21 protein-coding genes are annotated in these 20,321 nt (G+C 31.7%); 9 read left to right on the top strand and 12 right to left on the bottom strand.

Annotated elements, in window-relative coordinates:
* Positions 1–1,233, top strand: a complete 1,233-nt coding sequence (locus tag JM82_RS01205) for a M48 family metallopeptidase (RefSeq protein WP_145000476.1) — start codon at positions 1–3, stop codon at positions 1,231–1,233.
* Between the two features lie 121 nt (positions 1,234–1,354).
* A complete protein-coding gene (locus JM82_RS01210) occupies positions 1,355–2,083 on the top strand; it encodes a YoaK family protein (RefSeq protein WP_145000478.1) in 729 nt (242 codons plus the stop codon).
* 6 nt (positions 2,084–2,089) lie between these two features.
* On the opposite strand, the gene JM82_RS01215 is transcribed toward JM82_RS01210, so the two are convergent.
* The 4 genes from JM82_RS01215 to JM82_RS01230 all read right to left on the bottom strand — a co-directional run bounded on the left by JM82_RS01215 (position 2,090) and on the right by JM82_RS01230 (position 4,734).
* Complete coding sequence (locus JM82_RS01215; protein ID WP_145000481.1) at positions 2,090–2,992, bottom strand: TIGR01777 family oxidoreductase; 903 nt, start codon at positions 2,990–2,992, stop codon at positions 2,090–2,092.
* 96 nt (positions 2,993–3,088) lie between these two features.
* Positions 3,089–3,778 carry a tRNA (5-methylaminomethyl-2-thiouridine)(34)-methyltransferase MnmD gene (gene mnmD, locus JM82_RS01220; RefSeq protein ID WP_145000483.1) on the bottom strand — a complete coding sequence of 230 codons (690 nt, stop codon included), beginning with the start codon at positions 3,776–3,778 and terminating at the stop codon, positions 3,089–3,091.
* A 1-nt stretch (position 3,779) separates the two neighbouring features.
* The gene (locus JM82_RS01225) at positions 3,780–4,211 is read right to left on the bottom strand and encodes a hypothetical protein (RefSeq protein ID WP_145000485.1); all 432 of its coding nucleotides are present in this window, start codon (positions 4,209–4,211) and stop codon (positions 3,780–3,782) included.
* A gap of 1 nt (position 4,212) precedes the next feature.
* Positions 4,213–4,734, bottom strand: coding sequence for a DUF4920 domain-containing protein (locus tag JM82_RS01230; protein ID WP_145000488.1), 522 nt, complete (start codon positions 4,732–4,734; stop codon positions 4,213–4,215).
* A 107-nt stretch (positions 4,735–4,841) separates the two neighbouring features.
* On the opposite strand from JM82_RS01230, the gene JM82_RS01235 reads away from it, so the two are divergent.
* Entirely contained in the window at positions 4,842–5,909 is a 1,068-nt protein-coding gene (locus JM82_RS01235; protein WP_145000490.1) for a branched-chain amino acid aminotransferase, read from the top strand.
* An 83-nt stretch (positions 5,910–5,992) separates the two neighbouring features.
* Here the strand turns inward: JM82_RS01235 and JM82_RS01240 are convergent, their stop codons facing one another.
* Both JM82_RS01240 and JM82_RS01250 read right to left on the bottom strand, forming a co-directional pair.
* Positions 5,993–6,379, bottom strand: coding sequence for a nucleoside triphosphate pyrophosphohydrolase family protein (locus JM82_RS01240; RefSeq protein ID WP_145000492.1), 387 nt, complete (start codon positions 6,377–6,379; stop codon positions 5,993–5,995).
* A gap of 334 nt (positions 6,380–6,713) precedes the next feature.
* Positions 6,714–8,753, bottom strand: a complete 2,040-nt coding sequence (locus JM82_RS01250) for a dipeptidyl-peptidase 3 family protein (RefSeq protein ID WP_145000494.1) — start codon at positions 8,751–8,753, stop codon at positions 6,714–6,716.
* Positions 8,754–8,845: 92 nt separating this feature from the next.
* Between JM82_RS01250 and JM82_RS01255 the strand changes: the two genes are divergently transcribed.
* Positions 8,846–9,892: an SRPBCC family protein gene (locus tag JM82_RS01255; RefSeq protein ID WP_145000496.1), complete on the top strand. Its 1,047-nt coding sequence runs from the start codon at positions 8,846–8,848 to the stop codon at positions 9,890–9,892.
* On the top strand, positions 9,893–10,264 hold the full coding sequence (gene crcB, locus JM82_RS01260) for a fluoride efflux transporter CrcB (protein WP_145000498.1): 372 nt from the start codon (positions 9,893–9,895) through the stop codon (positions 10,262–10,264). It begins immediately after the preceding gene.
* Position 10,265: 1 nt separating this feature from the next.
* Here the strand turns inward: crcB and JM82_RS01265 are convergent, their stop codons facing one another.
* Positions 10,266–10,868, bottom strand: a complete 603-nt coding sequence (locus tag JM82_RS01265; protein ID WP_145000500.1) for a DUF1684 domain-containing protein — start codon at positions 10,866–10,868, stop codon at positions 10,266–10,268.
* Positions 10,869–11,123: 255 nt separating this feature from the next.
* On the opposite strand from JM82_RS01265, the gene JM82_RS01270 reads away from it, so the two are divergent.
* Together JM82_RS01270 and JM82_RS01275 are read left to right on the top strand one after the other, a co-directional pair.
* Entirely contained in the window at positions 11,124–12,332 is a 1,209-nt protein-coding gene (locus JM82_RS01270; protein ID WP_145000502.1) for an MDR family MFS transporter, read from the top strand.
* Positions 12,333–12,707, top strand: a complete 375-nt coding sequence (locus tag JM82_RS01275) for a VOC family protein (protein ID WP_145000503.1) — start codon at positions 12,333–12,335, stop codon at positions 12,705–12,707.
* Here the strand turns inward: JM82_RS01275 and JM82_RS01280 are convergent.
* Positions 12,704–13,144, bottom strand: coding sequence for an Lrp/AsnC family transcriptional regulator (locus JM82_RS01280; protein ID WP_099570378.1), 441 nt, complete (start codon positions 13,142–13,144; stop codon positions 12,704–12,706). The genes JM82_RS01275 and JM82_RS01280 overlap by 4 nt on opposite strands.
* Before the next feature lie 117 nt (positions 13,145–13,261).
* Here JM82_RS01280 and JM82_RS01285 point away from each other — a divergent pair, with 117 nt between their 5' ends.
* Entirely contained in the window at positions 13,262–13,657 is a 396-nt protein-coding gene (locus JM82_RS01285; protein ID WP_145000505.1) for a hypothetical protein, read from the top strand.
* A gap of 4 nt (positions 13,658–13,661) precedes the next feature.
* Here JM82_RS01285 and JM82_RS01290 read toward each other — a convergent pair whose 3' ends face one another.
* The 4 genes from JM82_RS01290 to JM82_RS01305 form a co-directional block, all read right to left on the bottom strand.
* Positions 13,662–14,276, bottom strand: coding sequence for a DEAD/DEAH box helicase (locus JM82_RS01290; RefSeq protein ID WP_145000507.1), 615 nt, complete (start codon positions 14,274–14,276; stop codon positions 13,662–13,664).
* A gap of 56 nt (positions 14,277–14,332) precedes the next feature.
* Positions 14,333–14,872, bottom strand: coding sequence for a sigma-70 family RNA polymerase sigma factor (locus tag JM82_RS01295; RefSeq protein WP_145000509.1), 540 nt, complete (start codon positions 14,870–14,872; stop codon positions 14,333–14,335).
* A 264-nt stretch (positions 14,873–15,136) separates the two neighbouring features.
* Positions 15,137–15,610 carry an OsmC family protein gene (locus tag JM82_RS01300; protein WP_145000511.1) on the bottom strand — a complete coding sequence of 158 codons (474 nt, stop codon included), beginning with the start codon at positions 15,608–15,610 and terminating at the stop codon, positions 15,137–15,139.
* A gap of 169 nt (positions 15,611–15,779) precedes the next feature.
* On the bottom strand, positions 15,780–19,217 hold the full coding sequence (locus JM82_RS01305) for a methylmalonyl-CoA mutase family protein (protein ID WP_145000513.1): 3,438 nt from the start codon (positions 19,215–19,217) through the stop codon (positions 15,780–15,782).
* Positions 19,218–19,360: 143 nt separating this feature from the next.
* Here JM82_RS01305 and purU point away from each other — a divergent pair, with 143 nt between their 5' ends.
* Positions 19,361–20,215: a formyltetrahydrofolate deformylase gene (gene purU, locus JM82_RS01310; RefSeq protein WP_145000515.1), complete on the top strand. Its 855-nt coding sequence runs from the start codon at positions 19,361–19,363 to the stop codon at positions 20,213–20,215.
* Positions 20,216–20,321: the final 106 nt, after the last annotated feature.

Here is a 20,321-nt window from a genome sequence, read left to right on the forward strand (position 1 = left end):
ATGACTGCAACCACTTTATTTTACATTTTAATTGCCATACTAATTATAAGTTTTATAATAGATAAAATTCTGGATGCGCTTAACGCAAAACACTATAATGATGCTTTGCCTTACGAGCTAATAGATGTTTATGACGACGCAGAATACAAAAAATCACAACGTTACAAAGCGACTAACTATACATTTGGATTGCTTACCTCAACGTTTTCTATACTATTAACTTTAGGGTTTTTCTTTTTTGATGGTTTTGCATACGTAGATCAATTGGCAAGACAGTTAACCTATAATTCTATTTTAGTAACACTTATTTTTTTTGGAATAATAATGTTAGGTAGCGATGTGTTGACTACACCTTTTTCTTATTATAAAACCTTTGTTATAGAAGAACGGTTTGGGTTTAATAAAACCACAAAAAAAACCTTTATCATAGACAAAATTAAAGGTTGGATGATGACTATTTTCGTTGGTGGTTTAATATTAGGTGCTTTAACCTGGTTTTATCAAACTACAGGCTCAAAATTCTGGTTATATGCTTGGATGCTAATAACCGTATTTACGGTCTTTGTAAATCTATTTTATTCAAGACTAATCGTGCCAATATTTAATAAACAAAGTCCATTGGAAGATGGCAGTTTGCGTACTGCAATCTCTGACTATGCTAATACTGTTGGTTTTAATTTAGATAAAATTTTTATTATAGATGGCTCTAAACGTAGTACAAAAGCAAACGCTTATTTTTCCGGTTTTGGAAATGAAAAACGCGTTACACTATATGATACTTTAGTTAACGATTTAAATGAAGATGAAATTGTTGCTGTTTTAGCGCATGAGATTGGCCATTATAAAAAGAAACACATTATTTTTAATCTGATAACATCCATATTGTTAACAGGTTTTACCCTTTATATTTTATCGCTTTTAATAGGAAACCCAATGTTGAGCGAAGCCTTAGGTGTTACAACACCAAGTTTTCATATAGGACTAATTGCTTTCGGAATTTTATATTCGCCTTTATCTGAAATAACAGGTTTATTAATGAACTGGTTTTCACGCAAGTTTGAGTACCAAGCCGATAATTTCGCAAAAACCACCTATAAGTCTGAACCTTTAATTACGTCGCTTAAAAAATTATCTAAAAATAGTTTAAGTAATTTAACACCACATCCAGCGTATGTTTTTATGCATTATTCGCATCCTACTTTGCTAGAAAGAATTAAAAATTTAAGACAGTAAATCAGTGTTATTTATAATTTTACTTTAACTTGTAGATACCGTTTCCATAAAAATAACATGAGATTAATTGTATCATGTTTAATAGTATTAAAATTAATTTAGTGTCAATAAATTAAAAGTAATGTTTAGACATCAAGGCAAAAGCAGAAATCTAAAACATAATCTACGCATTGCTACAGTATTATCGTTTGTTGCTGGAATTGTTAATGTAGTGGGATTTTTAGCTTTTAATCAATTAACAACAAATGTTACAGGTCATTTTGCACTATTTATAAATGATGTTGCTGAATTTAAATTTTGGAAAGGAACTATTTATTTTTTGTATATATTTTCATTTTTATTTGGTTCTTTTTGCTCTAGCTTTTTGATTGAAAAATTTAGAGAAAACAAACAACTTAATGTTTACGTTATACCTACACTTATTGAATGTTTTATTTTAATATCTATAGGCATTTCAAGTAATTTTTTAATGATTTTATATCCAAACATAGTGATATGTTTACTCCTTTTTGCAATGGGACTTCAAAATTCTTTTGTAACAAAAATCTCAAATGCAGTTGTCAGAACAACACATTTAACTGGTCTTTTTACAGACTTAGGCATTGATCTTTCCATGTTATTATTTCCCAAATATGATGCTATAAGAGTAAAACTAAAAGCAAATATTAAACTGCGTATTTATATTATTTTATTCTTTTTTGCTGGTGGACTTAGTGGTGGTTTTTTTTACTCAAAACTAAATTTACAATTAAACACATTAATTATTGGTGCAACAATTTTACTAATAAGTTTATACTATGATGTGCTTAGATATAAAGTTATAAAAGTTAAAAGGAAAAATTATAAATAATTGGTTTTAATACTCCTCTTGCAAAGCACTTTGCAAATTATAATGCTCAAAACTAAATCCAGTATCTTCTATCTTTTTAGAACTTACACGTTGACTTTCAAATAACAAAATATGCATTTCGCCTAAAATTAGTTTCATTAAAAACTCTGGAATGTTAGGTAAAAACAAAGGTCTTTTTAATTGTTGTGCTATAGATTTTGTTAATTGCTTATTAGTTTCTGGATTTGGTGCTACACCATTATATACACCTTCTAATTTGTTTTCCAGTACATGTAAAAACAGATTAGCCAAGTCCGTAATATGAATCCATGATTGCCACTGTTTACCAGATCCAAAAGCTGCTCCTGCTCCAAATTTAATTGGTTTAGCCATTTCAGGAAGCGCACCACCTTTTGCAGATAGCACCAATCCTATTCTAACTTTAGATACCATAATATTTAAAGTGGAAAAGGCATCTACAACCTGCTCCCACTGTTCTACCACTTGACCTAAAAACGAAGAACTTACTGTATTAAAATCTTCTGAATAGTAATTAGTTAATGAACTTGGATAAATACCAATTGCACTAGCAGACACAATTTGTTTAACCTGATTAGGATGATTTTTAAGCGTATCAAAAAGTAATTGTGATGTTTGGACACGACTTAACATAATTGTTTTTTTATAAGACGCTGTCCAGCGTTTTGAAATACTAGCTCCAACTAAATGTATTATAGCATCAACCTCATTTAGGCATGCTGTATCTATTTCATTTTTTGAAGGATTCCAATAAAACCCTGTATAATTTGGGTCTGTTTCTAATTTGGATTTACTTGTAGTAAGGTAATTAACAGCAATATTATTTAAACGACATTGTTTTACAATTTCGCTTCCAATTAAACCTGTTGCTCCTGTAATTAATATGCGCATTCTTTTTTATATAAAAATACGAATAAGTCTGACTAATTGTAATTGCTTTAAGTAAGCTTTAACGTTTAGTAAAATGATATAAATTATACAAGCTAATTATGCTTCTTTTACAGCTCTTAATATATGTCGCTTACTTGGTGGACCAGGAAGACGGTCTACCTTAAAACCTACGCCTGACATAGCACGTCGTGCAGCACCTTGAGCACAATAGGTCATTAAAACACCATTGGGCTTAAGTGCTTCAAACATTATTTTAAAAATAGAGGCTGTCCACAATTCAGGTTGTTCGGTTGGTCCAAAAGCATCAAAATAAATAACATCAAATTGATTAATAGCTTTTAAATTAAAGATGTCTTGGTTTCTTTTTTCTAGTGTAAATCTTGGTGTTATTTTATGTGGTATGTCCCAAGAGACCTCATGCATTGTATTAAATATGTTTTGCTGTTCAGGAACCAATAATTCTTCTGGAAAATTTAATTGATTAATTATATCCATGGTAACCGGAAATGTCTCTACACCAACATAATTAATTGTTAGTGGTAGTGTTTCTGATTTAACTAGCGTATTAAAGGCGTTAAGTCCAGATCCAAAACCTAACTCTAAAATAGAACAGGATTGTGTTTCTTCTTGACTTTTTAAAGAAGACAAAAAATAAAACAATCCTGATTTAAGATAGACAAAATCAGACTCTTCTATTGCTCCAGAAGTAGAATGGTAATGTGCTTTGTATTTTGGGTGCAACAATGTTGAAGAACCATCTTTTGTAATTTCGATTATTGGTTTCAACCTATTGTGAGATTAAAAGTTTTTTAATTTTAGGAATTGGTCCTGTACATTCTAAACTGTGACAAGAGATACATGTATTAATTGTATTATTAAACCTGTCTTTTAAACTTAAATCAGAACTAGTATTATAAATCTCCTTTTGAGCGGTTAAAAAGATATTAGAAAAACTTTTAAATCGTTCGGTTCTTGCTTTAAAGTCTGATAATTGGGCAGTATGAATATTCAAAAATTGCTCCGGAAAAGGGGTTAAATCCTCTTCTTTTACAACTTGTTTTTTAAGCTCAAGATTAAATGCATACAGCTCTTTCATTAAAACTGACATTTCTGAAGGTACATACATGTCGTAAATAACCTCTGCTTTGACAGCCTTATTAGCATTGTCTTTACATGATATAAAAAAGACTAGAATTATAAAATAAAAAACAGGTTTCATATTATTGTTTTTCTACTAATAATACACCATCAGCTAAAAATGAGAATGTACGTTTTGGCTCAGTAATAGCTTCAATTTCTGCTTTGTCTGCACCTTTATCTTCTGCGTAATGACGTTGCTCCTCTACGGACACTTCTTCAACAAAAGCCAAACCATTGACAATAACCTCCTGTTCTGCAATATTTTTTGGCATAAAAAAACCATAGTCTTTAAATTTTACCATAACGTCATTACCATCTCCTAAGTCTGCTGTCATCCAACAACCTTTAGCCTGACACACTTCCTTAACTTTTAAATTTACTTTAGTTGGGATACTATCACCTGCTTTCATGGCTGTGTAGTGACTAAGCATAGATGAAGAAGCAACAGCGTCATCTGCATTAATCTCTTTACCAAAAGATTTGTAACTCACCTCAACTGTTTCAGTAACAACTTCGTCTTTAACTGTGTCGTCTTGTTTTGTTTCATTTTTACAAGCTACTATTGTTAACAATAATGCAAATAAGATTAAATAATTTTTCATCGTGTTTTCTATTATAATTTGTTATCCAAAGATAGTATTTTAAGCGTAATAGCATACTTTCTAATATATATTTCTGTATTTTTGTAACAGAAATTCAACCACAATATATGGCAACTTTAACCAAAAAAGACATAAAAATTACTAGAACTGAAACTTCAAAACTAAGCACTGTTGATTTTAACAATTTAGCTTTTGGACAAGTTTTTTCAGATCATATGCTAACTTGTGATTATAAAGATGGTAAATGGCAACTGCCAGAAATTGTACCATATAGCCCAATTACTTTAGATCCATCTGCCAAAATTTTTCATTATGGTCAGTCTATTTTTGAAGGAATGAAAGCCTATAAGGATACTACTGAGGATGTGTTTATGTTTAGACCTTTAGAGAACGTAAAGCGTTTAAATATTTCGGCTAAACGTTTATCAATTCCTGAAGTTCCGGAAGATTATTTTCTTGAGGGATTAAAAGCACTTTTAGAAGTTGAAAAAGACTGGATACCTACTAACGAAGGTAGCTCGCTATATATTAGACCTTTTATTTTTGCCTCAGGAAAAGGGTTTCATGCCTCTCCTGCTGACGAATATAAATTTATAATTTGTACTGCACCTTCAGGTGCTTATTTTTCTGGAAAAGTAAATGTTTTAATTGAAGAAACTTACTCACGTAGTGCTAATGGTGGTGTAGGTTTTGCTAAAGCTGGTGGTAATTATGCTGGACAATTTTATCCAACACAATTAGCAAAAGCTAAAGGATACCAACAGGTTATTTGGACAGATGATACTACTCATGAATATATCGAGGAAGCTGGTGCAATGAACGTGTTTATACGTATTAACGACACTTTACTAACCTCTCCTGTTAGTGATAGGATTTTAGATGGAATTACAAGAAAAAGTATCCTACAATTAGCTGAAGCTGAAGGTATAAAAACTGAGGTAAGAAAAGTAAAAGTTAGCGAGTTAGTTGATGCTGCTAAAAACGGTAGCTTAAAAGAAATGTTTGGTGCTGGAACTGCTGCAGTAATTTCGCCAATTTCTGGTTTTGGTTTTAGAGGTGAAGACTTTGAAATACCAGAGCAAGATCAATCATTTGCATCACAATTAAAACAACGTATTATAAATATACAAACCAATAAAACTGAAGATCCTTTTGGATGGCGAGTTAAACTTTAATTTTAATAAATAGTTTTATCTAATTTTAGATAACTAAAAAAGCAACCATTTGGTTGCTTTTTTTTTGTTGTAATTATTATATATTACTTGTCTAATATTGCTTTAATATTAGGCTTAAAATAATTTGGACCTTTTAGTACTTTACCGTCTTCTCTGTAAATAGGTTCTCCATCTTCTCCTAATTTACTCATATTACTACGTTGTATTTCTGCAAAGACTTCTTCTATCTTATCTTGCATACCATGTTCTATTATCGTACCACACAATATGTATAGCATGTCTCCTAATGCATCTGCTACTTCAACTAGGTCGTTGTTTTTTGCTGCTTCTAAATATTCTTCATTTTCCTCTCGCATTAACTCGTAACGCAGTAGGTTTTTATCTAGACCTAAATCTGCTTTAGGTGTTTCTCTGTGTCCTATTTTAAAAGCGGTATGAAATGCTTTTACAGCCTGTATTTTATCTTGCATGTAATTGTTGTTTTATTCCTTGAAGTTAGTACTTAGTTTTACTAATTTTGCTTAAAAATAAATTATGTTTAGTAAAGGACAAATCGTTTTTGGAATTTTATTCGCTATCGCATTTATTATCGTACTGATTAGAATGTACCGTAAGGATCTAAACTTGCACAAAGTCCATTATAAAGGTGTCCTATGGATACTATTAGCTTTTCTTGCTTTTATTGGTATGATTGTCGCTATTAAAGTGATTTTCAAGTAAAATACATCTTCTAATTATAATATAAAAAAAGCCTTAATCTAAATTAGATTAAGGCTTTTTAATTTCCGCGAAAGCGTTATAATTTTAATTTTCTTCTGGCAGGAAGTTGTAGTTTTTACTGTAAAATAACATTTGACCATCAAAACTTTCTGGTTGTGTTACGTTAATAGCAGTAATCTCTCCAGCGTCATTAGTTTCTGGTACTAAAACTGGGTTTACAAATCCGCTATAAGGAGGCGATGTAAATTGTTTGTTACGTTCCAAAACCTCGGCATGTATTGCTTGATCAACTTTTACTCCATAACCTTCTACTAAATCCTCAACCGCTTTATAATCTCCTTCAGATTTAATACGTTGTGTTTCGCGCAGTAATTGCCCAAATAAGTCATGTAGCTTATCGTAGTCATTAATATTAAAATAGGTTTTTCCGTCTCTTGTTATTTTTTCAATAACATTGTCTGCTTGACCTTTTTCAAATACCCAAGTACTTACCCATTGTCTGTTACGCATGTGTGCTTCTTCTACATCATCTCCTAAATTAAGTCTTATTAATTGGGACATTAAACCATTACGTATGTACCCATCGTAAGCAGCCATACCAACACTTTTCCAGTCGTCAACTAATCCTAATTCTTGTAATTTAGGATTGTATAAATAGTATAATCCTACTAAATCTGCACGACCTTCTTCCAAAGTTGAAGCATAGTTTTTAAGGGTTTCTTTAGTTTCTCCAACACCTGGATTTAATTGTCCTGACGCGTGTCCAATAACTTCATGTAAAGCAGTGTGTAATTTATCTGCTATTTGACCATGTTTTTCTTCTAACTCATACTCTTGGTCATCGTTTACAAACTCTTTTAAACGACCTGTACTTCCTGCATTATTATACGCGTGAATGATGTTACCTAAGGATACTGACTTACTTCCAACTGCTGCACGAATCCAGTTTGCATTTGGTAAGTTTACACCAATTGGTGTGCTTGGTGAGGCATCTCCAGCTTCTCCTGCAACGTTTACAACTTTATACGTTACACCAACCACATTCTCTTTTTTATGTTCTTGCATTAAAGGTGAATTATCTTCAAACCATTGTGCGTTTTCAGATAAAACAGCCATTTTTTGAGACATATCAAAATCGTTGATTTGTACTATAGTTTCATAAGACCCTCTATAACCTAATGGGTCATTATAAACTTCAATAAAACTGTTAATATAATCTACATTACCAGCTGTTGCTGCTGTCCAAGCCACATTATAATTATCCCAAGTTTGTAAATCTCCTGTGTTATAATATCTAATTAAAAGTCCTAAGGCTGTAGCTTGCTCTTGGTTTTCAGCTACTCCTTTTGCTAATTCTAACCATTTTACAATTTGATCAATTGCCGAACCATATAAACCACCTGATTTATAAACACGTTCTTTTAAAACACCATCTTCTTTTACTAATTGTGAATTTAATCCGTATGATAATGGTTTGTCTGGATTTGGAGATTTCATTTTTTTGTAAAAGGCTTCTACATCTGCATTAGTTACATTTGGTCCATAAAAATTAACTGCACTTTCTAAGACATTATCAACTCCTTTTGCTTGATTAACTTTTTTAGCATCTTGGTCGTTAAAAATTACATCAAAAGCTTCTCCTGCTAATGTTGTGTTTGTTGCTGACATAATTTCCTTTAGATACTCTTGAGAAAATTCTGGTTTAAGTTTATCGTTAGAATAATGATGATGTATACCATTACTAAACCACACACGCTTAAGGTAAGCCTCAAATGCCTTCCAATTATCTGATGTTTTATCACCATTATAATTGGTATACACGTTTTCTAATGCTTTTCTAATTTTTAAATTGTGTCTGTAATTTTGGTCCCACATTATATCACGACCTGCCAAACCAGCTTGTGTTAAGTAGTACACTAATTTTTGTTCCTTTAAGGTTAGTTTTTCCCAACCCGGAATTTGATAGCGTAGTATTTTAATATCTGCAAATTCTTCTACATTAAAGTTAAAAGCAGTTTCTACTTTAGGTTCCTCTTGGGTAGTTGGCTTTTCTGCTTTGTCATTACCACAAGACCATAATAGTGTCGCAACAAATGCAGCACTTAATATTGATTTTAATTTCATAATTAAATAGTTTTTTAAAAGTCTTTAAAGATAAGAATTTAACAAATTGTAAATTGATTATCTTTGAAATAACAACCATTTAATTTTTAAGAATGAAATACTTAAAATACCTTTTATTTTTATTGCTTATTGCAATCATAGCTATAGCTATTTATATTGCAGTACAACCTAATGATTTTAGTGTATCAAGAACTAGAACTATTCAAGCACCTGCTAGTTTAATATATAATGAAGTGATAGATTTTAAAAACTGGGAAGATTGGAATGCTTGGACAGAAGAAAAACCAGAAATGACTATTAATTATCCAGAACAAACAAAAGGTATTGATGGTTCTTACTCTTGGATTGATAATGGTGAAACAGGTACCATGCGCACTATAGATACCAATCCTAATAAATCCATTACACAAACCATGCAGTTTGCTGATTACCCAAGTTCTGACGTTGTTTGGACTTTTATGCCAAATGCAGATGGTAGTACTGATGTAAAATGGACCATTTCTGGTAAAGATTTACCTTTTGGTTTTAAAGCTTATGCTGCTTTTACAGGTGGCATGGATAGTAAAATTGGACCATACTACGACAGAAGCTTAGAGCTTTTAGACCAAAAGGTGGTAAAAAGCATGACGATTTATAATATTAAAGTAAATGGTGTAACACAACATAGTGGTGGTTTTTACCTTTATAATACCACTTCTAGTAAAATTGAAAATTTTAAAGTTAAAATGCAGCAAATGCTTCCTGAAGTTAAACAATACCTTACTGACAACAATATTAAGCCTTCAGGAGCTCCTTTTATTATATATCATAAATGGGATTTAGAAAATAATGCAGTCATTTTTTCTTGTGCTATGCCAACTAGTGATAGGGTTATTACAACTGATAGCGAAATTTTAACTGGACAATTAGAACCTTTTGATGCCTTAAAAACAACTTTAAAAGGAAATTACACGCATCTTGAAGAAGCTTGGAATACTGCTATGAAATATCAAACAGACATTAATTTAGTACCTGATAAAACTGGTGTTGCGCTAGAAGTATATGTGACAGACCCAAGCAATACGCCTAATCCTGCGGATTGGATTACTGAAATTTATTTACCAATAGTGTTAGAAAACAACACAACTTTAAATCATTAAATGAAACAACTTGTTTTAGTTTTTGTAGGTGGTGGTTTTGGTAGTGTCCTACGCTATATTATTGGAAAAGCGCTAAATAATACAAACAACGGAATACCTTACGGAACCTTTTTAGCCAATGTATTAGGGAGTTTACTTATAGGTATAATATTAGGTTTAGCTTTAAAAAATAATACACTTAGTAACAACCAAACATTGTTACTAGCTACTGGTTTTTGTGGTGGATTTACAACCTTTTCTACTTTTGCTTATGAAAACCATGTGTTTTTAAAATCTGGAGATTTTACCAGTTTTGCGTTATACACAATCACTAGTTTTATTCTTGGTTTTTTAGCAGTTTTTTTAGGAATGTGGTTAGCTAAACAATTTTAGTTTACGTTTTGGTATATTTTTTTACACCTGCTTCAATACGTACATATAAAATATTTTCAGAAGGAACAATCGGACAAGAGTACTTTTTATTATAAGCGCAATAAGGATTATAAGCTTTATTAAAATCTATAAATATTTTGTCATCTTTAGGCAATTTAACCTCTATGTAGCGTCCACCTTTATAGCTTTCAACACCATTAGTATTATCCATAAAAGGTAAAAACAAAGCCTCCTCTTGACCTACGTCTATAGCCATGTCTAAATCTTGATAAACATTTAACTTTAACAGTTTATCTTTAATAGTAAAAGTAGCTTCGCCATATTTAATATAATCTACTTCTCTATCTGTGGTGGTTTTCATTTTAAAAGGCGTTTCATTAGGTGTACGTTTAAAATCTGCATTAACCATATAAATAGTATCAAATTTAAAAAAATCTAGACTTCTAAATACTTTACGATCTCTATCTGTTAAAGGTGACTTGGCTGCATCTTTAAAATCTGCATTCATCTGTCGTTGGTAATCTGTATCTCCTAATAATGGTAATTTATCTTGCGCACAACTTAAATTTGTGATTATTACAAATAACAATATAATATATCTCATGCGTTACTATATTAAATATGAATACTTTAAAAATTCAATTCAAAAATACAACTTATTCAAAATTTTGTTTAGCTTTGGTCTAATAATTTATTAAAAATGAAATTAGTCATTACATATTTATCTAAACAAACCTCTTGTACAAACACAGGTAGTTGGCGCTGTAATATGTTATGATGATGTAAATATCAATTTATTCAATACAAAAAAGTCCAACTTAACCGTTGGACTTTTTACATTTATAACAACAACCAAACCATGAAAAAACTATTTAACAACTACATAAACACTTTTGATGGACTATCAAAAGAAGTATGGTGGCTATCGTTAATTACGCTAATTAACAGAGCAGGTACAATGGTAATCCCATTTTTATCTTTATACCTAACAGAAGATTTAGGATTTACCCTATCTAACGTTGGTACAGTAATGACTGCTTTTGGGCTTGGATCTGTTTTTGGATCTTGGTTAGGAGGTAAACTAACAGACAAGATTGGTTACTACAAAATTATGGTATTTAGCCTATTTATATCAGGCTTTATGTTTATTGGTTTGCAATACCTTAAAACCATTTACACATTATCATTGGGTATTTTTGCGTTAATGATAGTGGCAGACATGTTTAGACCTGCTATGTTTGTTGCTTTAAGCGCTTACAGCAAACCAGAAAACAAAACTAGAAGCGTTACTTTAATTAGATTAGCGATTAACCTAGGGTTTTCAGCAGGACCTGCAATTGGTGGTTTAATTATTGTTGGGTTGGGTTATGGAGGACTATTTTGGGTTGATGGCATTACTTGTATTGCGGCTACATTCGTTTTAATTAATGTATTAAATCCTAAAAAGGCACGTGTACAAGACCAAATCAAAGTAGACAACCCATACTCTGCTTATAAAGACAAACCCTTTATTATCTTTTTGTTTGCTTTATTTTTATTTGGTTTTATATTCTTGCAATATTTTTCTACAATGCCATTATATTACAGATCAGAGCATCATTTAAGCGAGCTGCAAATTGGATTATTACTAGGTGCCAATGGTTTTTTTATTTTTTTATTAGAAATGCCATTAATTAAATATTTGGAAAACACACGTTTTGCAAAAACGTCACTAATCCTATTTGGCGCCTTTTTAACTGCCACTAGCTTTTTAATACTTAACTTTTCTAGTTGGTCAGGAATTTTAATTTTTGGTATGTTTTTAATGACCATTGGCGAAATGATAGCCTTTCCGTTTGCGAATGCATTTGCCTTGCAACAAGCTAAAAAAGGAAATCAAGGCGAATATATGGCATTATACTCGATAGCATTTTCTTTTGCACATATCTTTGGTCACAAAACAGGTATGGAACTTGTTGAACGTGTTGGTTTTGATAACACTTGGTATATCATGACCTTATTAGGAGGATTATGCATGTTTTTATTATACCTATTAAAACAGTTTATGAAAGGAAAAAAAATCATCTAAATGAATTTAAACCAAGTAACCATATCCTCTAAAAATTTAGACAGATCCGTCACATTTTATAAACTTTTAGGACTGCAACTTATTGTTGACGCTCTACCAAGATATGCTAGGTTTACCTGTCCCGATGGTGACGCTACTTTTTCTATACACCAAAATATAAATATGCAACCTAGTGATAATACAGTGCTATATTTTGAAGATGAAAATTTAAAAGATTTAGTTTTTAAACTGAAACAAAAAGGGATAGTTTTTACATCTGATATTGAAGACAAGTCATGGCTTTGGACAGAAGCGCATTTAAAAGATCCTGACGGAAATAACATTATTTTATTTAAAGCAGGAAAGCATAGAAAAAATCCACCTTGGCGAATTTAAACTGGCTTAATAGCATTATTTTTAACTACATGAGATAAAATTATTTGCGTTTTACATTCGCCATAAATAATTAATTGATCAATAAAAGCCTCTAAATGCTTGTGGTTTTTTAAAACCACTTCCATAACTATATTTTCATTTCCGGTAATCCTGTAGCAATTAACCACCTCATCAAGGGTTTTTACTTTTTCTAAAAACGGTTTTAATTTACCCATAAACGCCTGTAAAGTAATTAAAGCTTTTAACTGATAACCGACTTCAAAAGGAGAAATTAAAGTGATATGATTTTGAATAATCCCTAAATCCTCCATTTTTTTTATCCGCTCTGATACAGCAGGTGAGCTTATTCCCACCTGACGACCAATAGCAGCATTGGACTGCCTAGCGTTTTGTTGTAAACATTTCAAAATTTTCCAATTCAATTTATCTATACTCATTTTTAAATAATATTTTAAAAATATATTAAATTTTAAAGTAAATATACGCTAATACTTTAAAATCGAAAGTTAAAAATACTGGTAAGTCGTTATTTTTGATAAAAATTAAAATATAAAATGTCGGCTCCAATTCCTTCTCATCTGTCAGAACTACCTATATATAAGCAGGCTATGCAAATTTTTGTTTTATCTAGAAGCATTTCTAGCTATTTAAATCAGGATTTAGCATACTTATACGATGATGGTAAAGAAGATGCCAACATTTATGTATCAGGCGATATTGTACAACAGTCGGTATCCTTAGCTCCAGAAATTATTAATGCAGAGTTAGAGCATTGTCGTGACAAAAAACACAGACATATAGCATCCGTAAACCGTTTAACTAATAGGTTGTATAAAAACTGTAGTCGTCTAGAGTCTTGTAACAGCAATGGTAAAGACTACTTACCAATTTTAAAAAGAGAGATTAGAAAATTTAGAAAATTGCAAACAACTTGGATGTTGACACTTTAATTATTTAAGAAAAATCAACTACTCTTGCATTATACATAAATGAGTCTTGAAAAGCTTTAATTTTAGGATTAAAGGTTTCAGAAAAAATCACAAACTTAGCTTTAGGTGCGCTTTCGCTTAATCTTAAAATGTAATTGTGATAATTATTTCTAGTAATAAAATCGGCATCATGTAAAACAAATAGCTTCAATTCTCCTAAATGCAGACTATTTAAATGATACAATTTACTTAAACGTTTTGGTGTTGCAATCAAAATATCCACACCATAATAGACCTCTTCACGTTGTTTTTCTAAATCATGCTCTTCATAAGCACAGTAAATACGTAAATCTGTTCTTTTAGTAAAAGCTTCAAAACGTTCTTTTAATTCTAAGGTCGTTTTTTTGTCTTTAGCTATAATTACTGCTCTTGGCGAATCCTCAAAAGCTTCAGCTCCTAATTTTTGAATGGTACTAATAATCATAGCAGTAGTCTTACCGCATCCTTTTGGTCCTATTGCGTAAAGATCTGTTCCTGCCTTAATTAAAGGCATCACTTCTTTTTGAAACTTGTTAGTGGTTTCAAATCCTGCTTTTTCAATATTTTCTTTTAATGAAGGATGGTATTTTTTGAAAGACATTTATGTAATTATGATATGTAAATATTAGTGTAAACTGTAGATTACAAAGGTAGTAATTAATGACACATTTTACAGTCTGCTTTGTCTTTAACTTCACCAACCAAAAATCCTTGGTCATTAATTACAAAATCACAACAATCCACAAAACCTTGAGCAATCATTTTTCGACCACGTTGGATTTGTGACTTTATAGTAGGTAAGGCTAAATTTAATTGGTCTGCAATTTGTTGTTGTTTTAAACCTTTTATATCACTTAAAAACAAAGGATCACGATACTTTTTAGGCAAGCTTTTAATAATGCCATGTAAGCAATCTACTTCAGTATGTTCTAGTTTTTGTTCTTCAAAAATAAAATCTTCATCTGTTGTTTTATACACCAATTTTTTACTTCTAAAGTAGTCCAAAACGGTATACCTAGCAATGGAGAAAAGCCACGATTTAAGCTTGCCTTCATCTTTTAAAGTATTTAATTTAGTATGTACTTTAATAAAAGTTTCTTGCAATAAATCGTCCGCGATTACCTCGTCTTTTACTTTACTTAAAATAAAATATTTGATATCGTCTGCATGTAATTTCCAAATGTCTTTAGTATCCATATCGATTGTAATGTAAAAACGCTAATCTTAGTATAAAGTTACCAAAACTAGCGTTATTAATACTGTTTTTAAGTCATGCTTAACAGTTGCAGTTATTGCAAGTACACGTGTTACATGTGCAGTTAAAACAATTTCCTTTAGAGCAACCGTCACAGTCACAAGTACAATTTATATTTTTCATAATATCTATTTTTATGGGTTCATATAATAGACGTGACTAATTAAAAAAAGATGCAAATTTGAAGTCTTTTTTTTAAAATGAAATTATTTTACTACAATTTTAGCGAGATGTGTTATTGGGAAATTACATGAGTTTGCTATAAAACATAATTGATTTGCTTTACTATGAAGGTTTTCCGCTAACGCCTTTTGAGTTTCATTTTTTATAGTTACAACAGGTTTTAATCTTACTGTTCTAAAACTTCCACTTCCTGAAGCATTCACTTCCAAATCGCCTTCTGCATCATCTGAATAACTTATTACCTCTATATTGTTTTGCGCGCAAACGTATAAATAAGACATCATGTGGCAGGATGCTAAAGCAGATAATAATAAATCTTCTGGATTGTATAACGTGTCATCTCCTCTAAATGGTTTTGCTGCAGACACGGATAAATCCGAAACTTTATTAGCAATGGTTACTTTATGATTTCTACTAAAAGTTCTTGGGTTACTTGTACTTTCACCATCATTAATTGTCCATTTTACTTGTGCTTTGAAGGTGTGTTTAATTGACATGTTTTTTTTATTGAATATAAAAAAGCGTTTCATATTGAAACGCTTTTTTGTTTTATGTATTAATATTCTTTATTATGCTCTAAATAGCAAAAACTATAATGAGATCCCATAATAAATTTGAGATAAGCGATTCACTCACTTTTCGTGAAAACAAAAAGTGGGTCTCTGCTTACATGTTTCTGCGATACTGACCTCCAACTTCAAACAACGCTGAAGTGATTTCACCTAAACTACAGACTTTACAAACATCCATTAACGCTTCAAAAATATTTTCGTTGTTAATCGCTCGTTCTTGTAAATCCTTAAGCAATGCTTTTGTGTCATTTGCCTCATGAAGATTAGATAACGTTTTAATCTGGAATTGCTTTTCCTCTTCTGTTGCTCTAATGACTTCCGCAGGAACAACCGTTGGCGATCCTTTACTACTTAAAAAAGTATTTACACCAACAATTGGGAATTTCCCGTTATGCTTTAACGTTTCGTAATATAAACTTTCTTCTTGTATTTTACTACGTTGGTACATGGTTTCCATTGCACCAAGAACTCCACCTCTTTCTGTAATTCTGTCGAATTCTAAAAGCACAGCTTCTTCAACTAAATCAGTTAATTCTTCGATAATAAAAGACCCTTGTATTGGGTTTTCGTTTTTATTTAATCCTAATTCTTTATTGATGATTAATTGAATAGCCATCGCACGTCTAACCGACTCTTCTGTTGGTGTTGTAATAGCCTCATCATATGCATTAGTGTGTAATGAGTTACAGTTATCGTAAATAGCGTATAATGCTTGAAGTGTTGTACGAATATCATTAAAGTCAATTTCTTGAGCGTGTAAACTACGTCCAGACGTTTGAATATGATATTTCAACATTTGTGCTCTTGCATTTGCACCATACTTGTGCTTCATTGCTTTTGCCCAAATTTTACGTGCCACACGACCAATTACTGCATATTCTGGATCGATTCCGTTTGAGAAAAAGAATGACAAGTTTGGACCAAATTTATTGATGTCCATACCACGACTTAAATAATATTCCACGTAAGTGAAACCATTAGATAATGTCAACGCTAATTGTGTAATTGGGTTTGCACCTGCTTCTGCAATATGATATCCAGAAATCGATACTGAATAAAAGTTACGGACGTTATTCTCGATAAAATACTCTTGAACATCTCCCATTAAACGCAATGCAAATTCTGTAGAGAAAATACACGTGTTTTGCGCTTGATCTTCTTTTAAAATATCTGCTTGAACCGTTCCTCTTACTTGCGCAATGGTATTCTTTTTAATCTCTGCATAAACATCAGCTGGTAATACAAGGTCTCCTGTAACACCTAACAACATTAATCCTAAACCATTGTTTCCTTCTGGTAAATCACCATTATAAGATGGACGTTGTTTATCTTTATAAATCTTAGCTATTTTAGCTTCTACTTCTTTTTCAAGACCGTTTTCTTTAATGTAAAATTCACATTGTTGGTCTATGGCAGCATTCATAAAAAATCCTAATAACATTGGTGCAGGACCATTAATGGTCATACTTACCGACGTCATTACGTTTGCTAAATCAAAACCTGAATACAGTTTTTTAGCATCATCTAAACAACAAATACTAACACCTGCATTACCAATTTTACCGTAAATATCTGGTCTTAAATCTGGATCGTTACCGTAAAGTGTTACACTATCAAAAGCGGTAGACAAACGTTTTGCTGGCAAACCTGCACTTACATAGTGAAAACGTCTGTTGGTACGTTCTGGTCCACCTTCTCCTGCAAACATACGTGCTGGATCTTCTCCTGTACGTTTAAATGGATATAATCCTGAAGTATATGGAAACTCTCCTGGTACATTTTCTTGCAATGTCCAACGTAATAAATCTCCCCAAGCTTGATACTTTGGTAATGCTATTCTTGGAATTTGTAAATGCGATAATGACTCAGAATGTGTTTCTATTTTAATTTCTTTATCTCTTACTTTAAAGCTATAAATTGGGTTTTTGTACTTATTTACTTTCTCATCCCAACCTGTAATTACTTCCCAATTGTATGGATCTAAGTTTAATTTTACTCTGTCAAATTCAGCAATAAGCATTTTAATTAAATCCTTTTTGTCATCCTGAACTAGTTTAAGGATCTCATCTTGATCAAGTCCTTGCTTTCCTATAAAAGACTTTTCGACTGCGCTCAAAGTGACATCTCCTACAGAACCAATGGTTTTAAAGATACCGTATAATCGTTGCGCAACCTCAACTTGCGTGTTTGCTGTTTTGTCATAAGCACGATTACTTTCTGCAATTTCCGACAAGTAACGTGTACGTGATGGTGGAATTACAAAAATTTTCTCGCTCATTTCCTGAGAAATTTCAAATGTCGATTTTAAAACCGAATCCGTCTTTTCTACTAACTTGTCCATGATGGCTTTGTAAAGCGTATTCATCCCTGGATCGTTAAATTGCGACGCAATAGTACCATAAACTGGCAACTGATCTTGTGGTATATCCCAAAGATTATTGTTACGCATGTATTGTTTTTTAACATCACGAAGCGCATCTAAAGAGCCACGTTTGTCAAATTTATTAATGGCAACCAAATCTGCAAAATCAAGCATATCGATTTTTTCTAATTGTGTTGCTGCACCAAATTCTGGAGTCATAACGTATAAAGCCACGTCAGAATGTTCCATAATCTCTGTATCAGATTGTCCAATTCCAGAGGTTTCTAATATAATTAAATCGTATTCCGCAGCTTTTAAAACCTGAACTGCTTCGTTTACATATTTAGATAATGCTAAGTTAGATTGACGTGTAGCCAAACTACGCATGTATACTCTTGGCGAGTTGATTGCATTCATCCTAATCCTATCACCTAAAAGAGCTCCTCCTGTTTTACGCTTTGATGGGTCAACAGACACTAAACCAATAGTTTTTTCTGGGAAATCGATTAAAAAACGACGCACTAATTCATCTACTAAAGATGATTTACCTGCTCCACCTGTTCCTGTAATTCCTAAAACTGGTGTTTTAGAATCTTTATTTTTAACATGAATTTTATCTAAAGTTGCTTTAGCTACTTCCGGAAAGTTTTCGGCAGAAGAAATCACTCTAGCAATGGCTTTAGGATTTTTGGTTGGTAACATATCCAACTCGTTACTTAAAACATCTCCAATAGCAAAATCTGATTGTTCTACCAAATCATTAATCATACCTTGTAATCCCATAGCACGACCATCATCTGGAGAGTAAATACGTGCGATACCATAATCCATTAATTCTTTAATTTCAGAAGGTAAAATTACACCACCACCACCACCAAAAATCTTGATGTGCTCTGCACCTCTTTCTTTTAATAAGTCATACATGTATTTAAAATACTCGTTATGACCACCTTGGTAAGAGGTTAAACAAATAGCATTTGCATCTTCTTGAATTGCGGTATTTACCACTTCGTCCACACTTCTATCGTGTCCTAAATGAATTACCTCAACTCCTGTAGATTGAATAATACGACGCATAATATTTATGGACGCATCATGACCATCAAATAAGGCTGCTGCTGTTACAATTCTAACTTTATATTTTGGTTTATATGGTGTTGCTTGTGTCATTCTTAAAATATAATGGGTTTTGAGATTGCAATTTACGGAATATTCAAAAATATTGCTCTATAATCCGTAATTATCTAAAAGTTAAAAACAAATAATTATCCCGATAAATTTACAGTAAATTTAGTTGCTAATACCAACTGAAAATGAACAAATTAACAATCCTAATACATTGTAATGACCAATCAGGAATTATTGCAAGTGTTACAAATTTTATTGCCAATAATAATGGTAACATTGTTTACATAGACCAATATGTTGATAGAGAACAAAACATATTTTTTATGCGTTTGGAAAGCGAATTTGAACAAAACACATTTAATATCGAAGCTTTTAAGGTTACTTTTAAAAATGAGTTAGCCGATCGTTTTAAAATGAAATGGCGTATTTACTCTGCCAAAACAAAACCAAAAATGGCACTATTTGTATCCAAATATGACCATTGTTTATATGATATATTAGGACGTTATAACTCTGGAGAATTAGACGTAGACATTCCGTTTATAATTAGTAACCACAACACTTTAAAACCCATTGCAGACAGTTTTAATATACCGTTTTATCATATTCCAGTTACTAAAGAGACTAAAGCCAAAGCAGAAGACCAGCAATTAGAACTTTGTAAAAAACATGGTATTAATTTTGTTGTTTTGGCACGCTATATGCAAATTGTATCCAATAAAATAATAAGTCAATATCCCAATAAGGTTATTAATATACACCACTCTTTTTTACCAGCTTTTGTTGGTGCAAAACCCTACCATTCTGCCTACAAACGTGGTGTGAAAATTATTGGAGCCACAAGCCATTATGTGACAGAGGATTTAGATGCTGGTCCGATTATTGAACAAGATGTTGCAAGAGTATCACATACACACGCAATTGAAGATTTAATTGCAAAAGGACGTGATTTAGAAAAAATTGTTCTAGCAAATGCTATAAAACTTCATCTTAAACGAAAAGTAATGGTGTTGAATAATAAGACTGTTATTTTTTCGTGAAAATCATTTATCTCGTTCTTTCAAGCCTTGTGTTTATTCTTAAAAAAAAGAAAATTAAAATAAAACGCAGTTTTTGTATTAAAAACGCATCTTATTAATAGGTATA

This window comes from Olleya sp. Hel_I_94 (genome assembly GCF_007827365.1).
GTDB lineage: Bacteria > Bacteroidota > Bacteroidia > Flavobacteriales > Flavobacteriaceae > Olleya.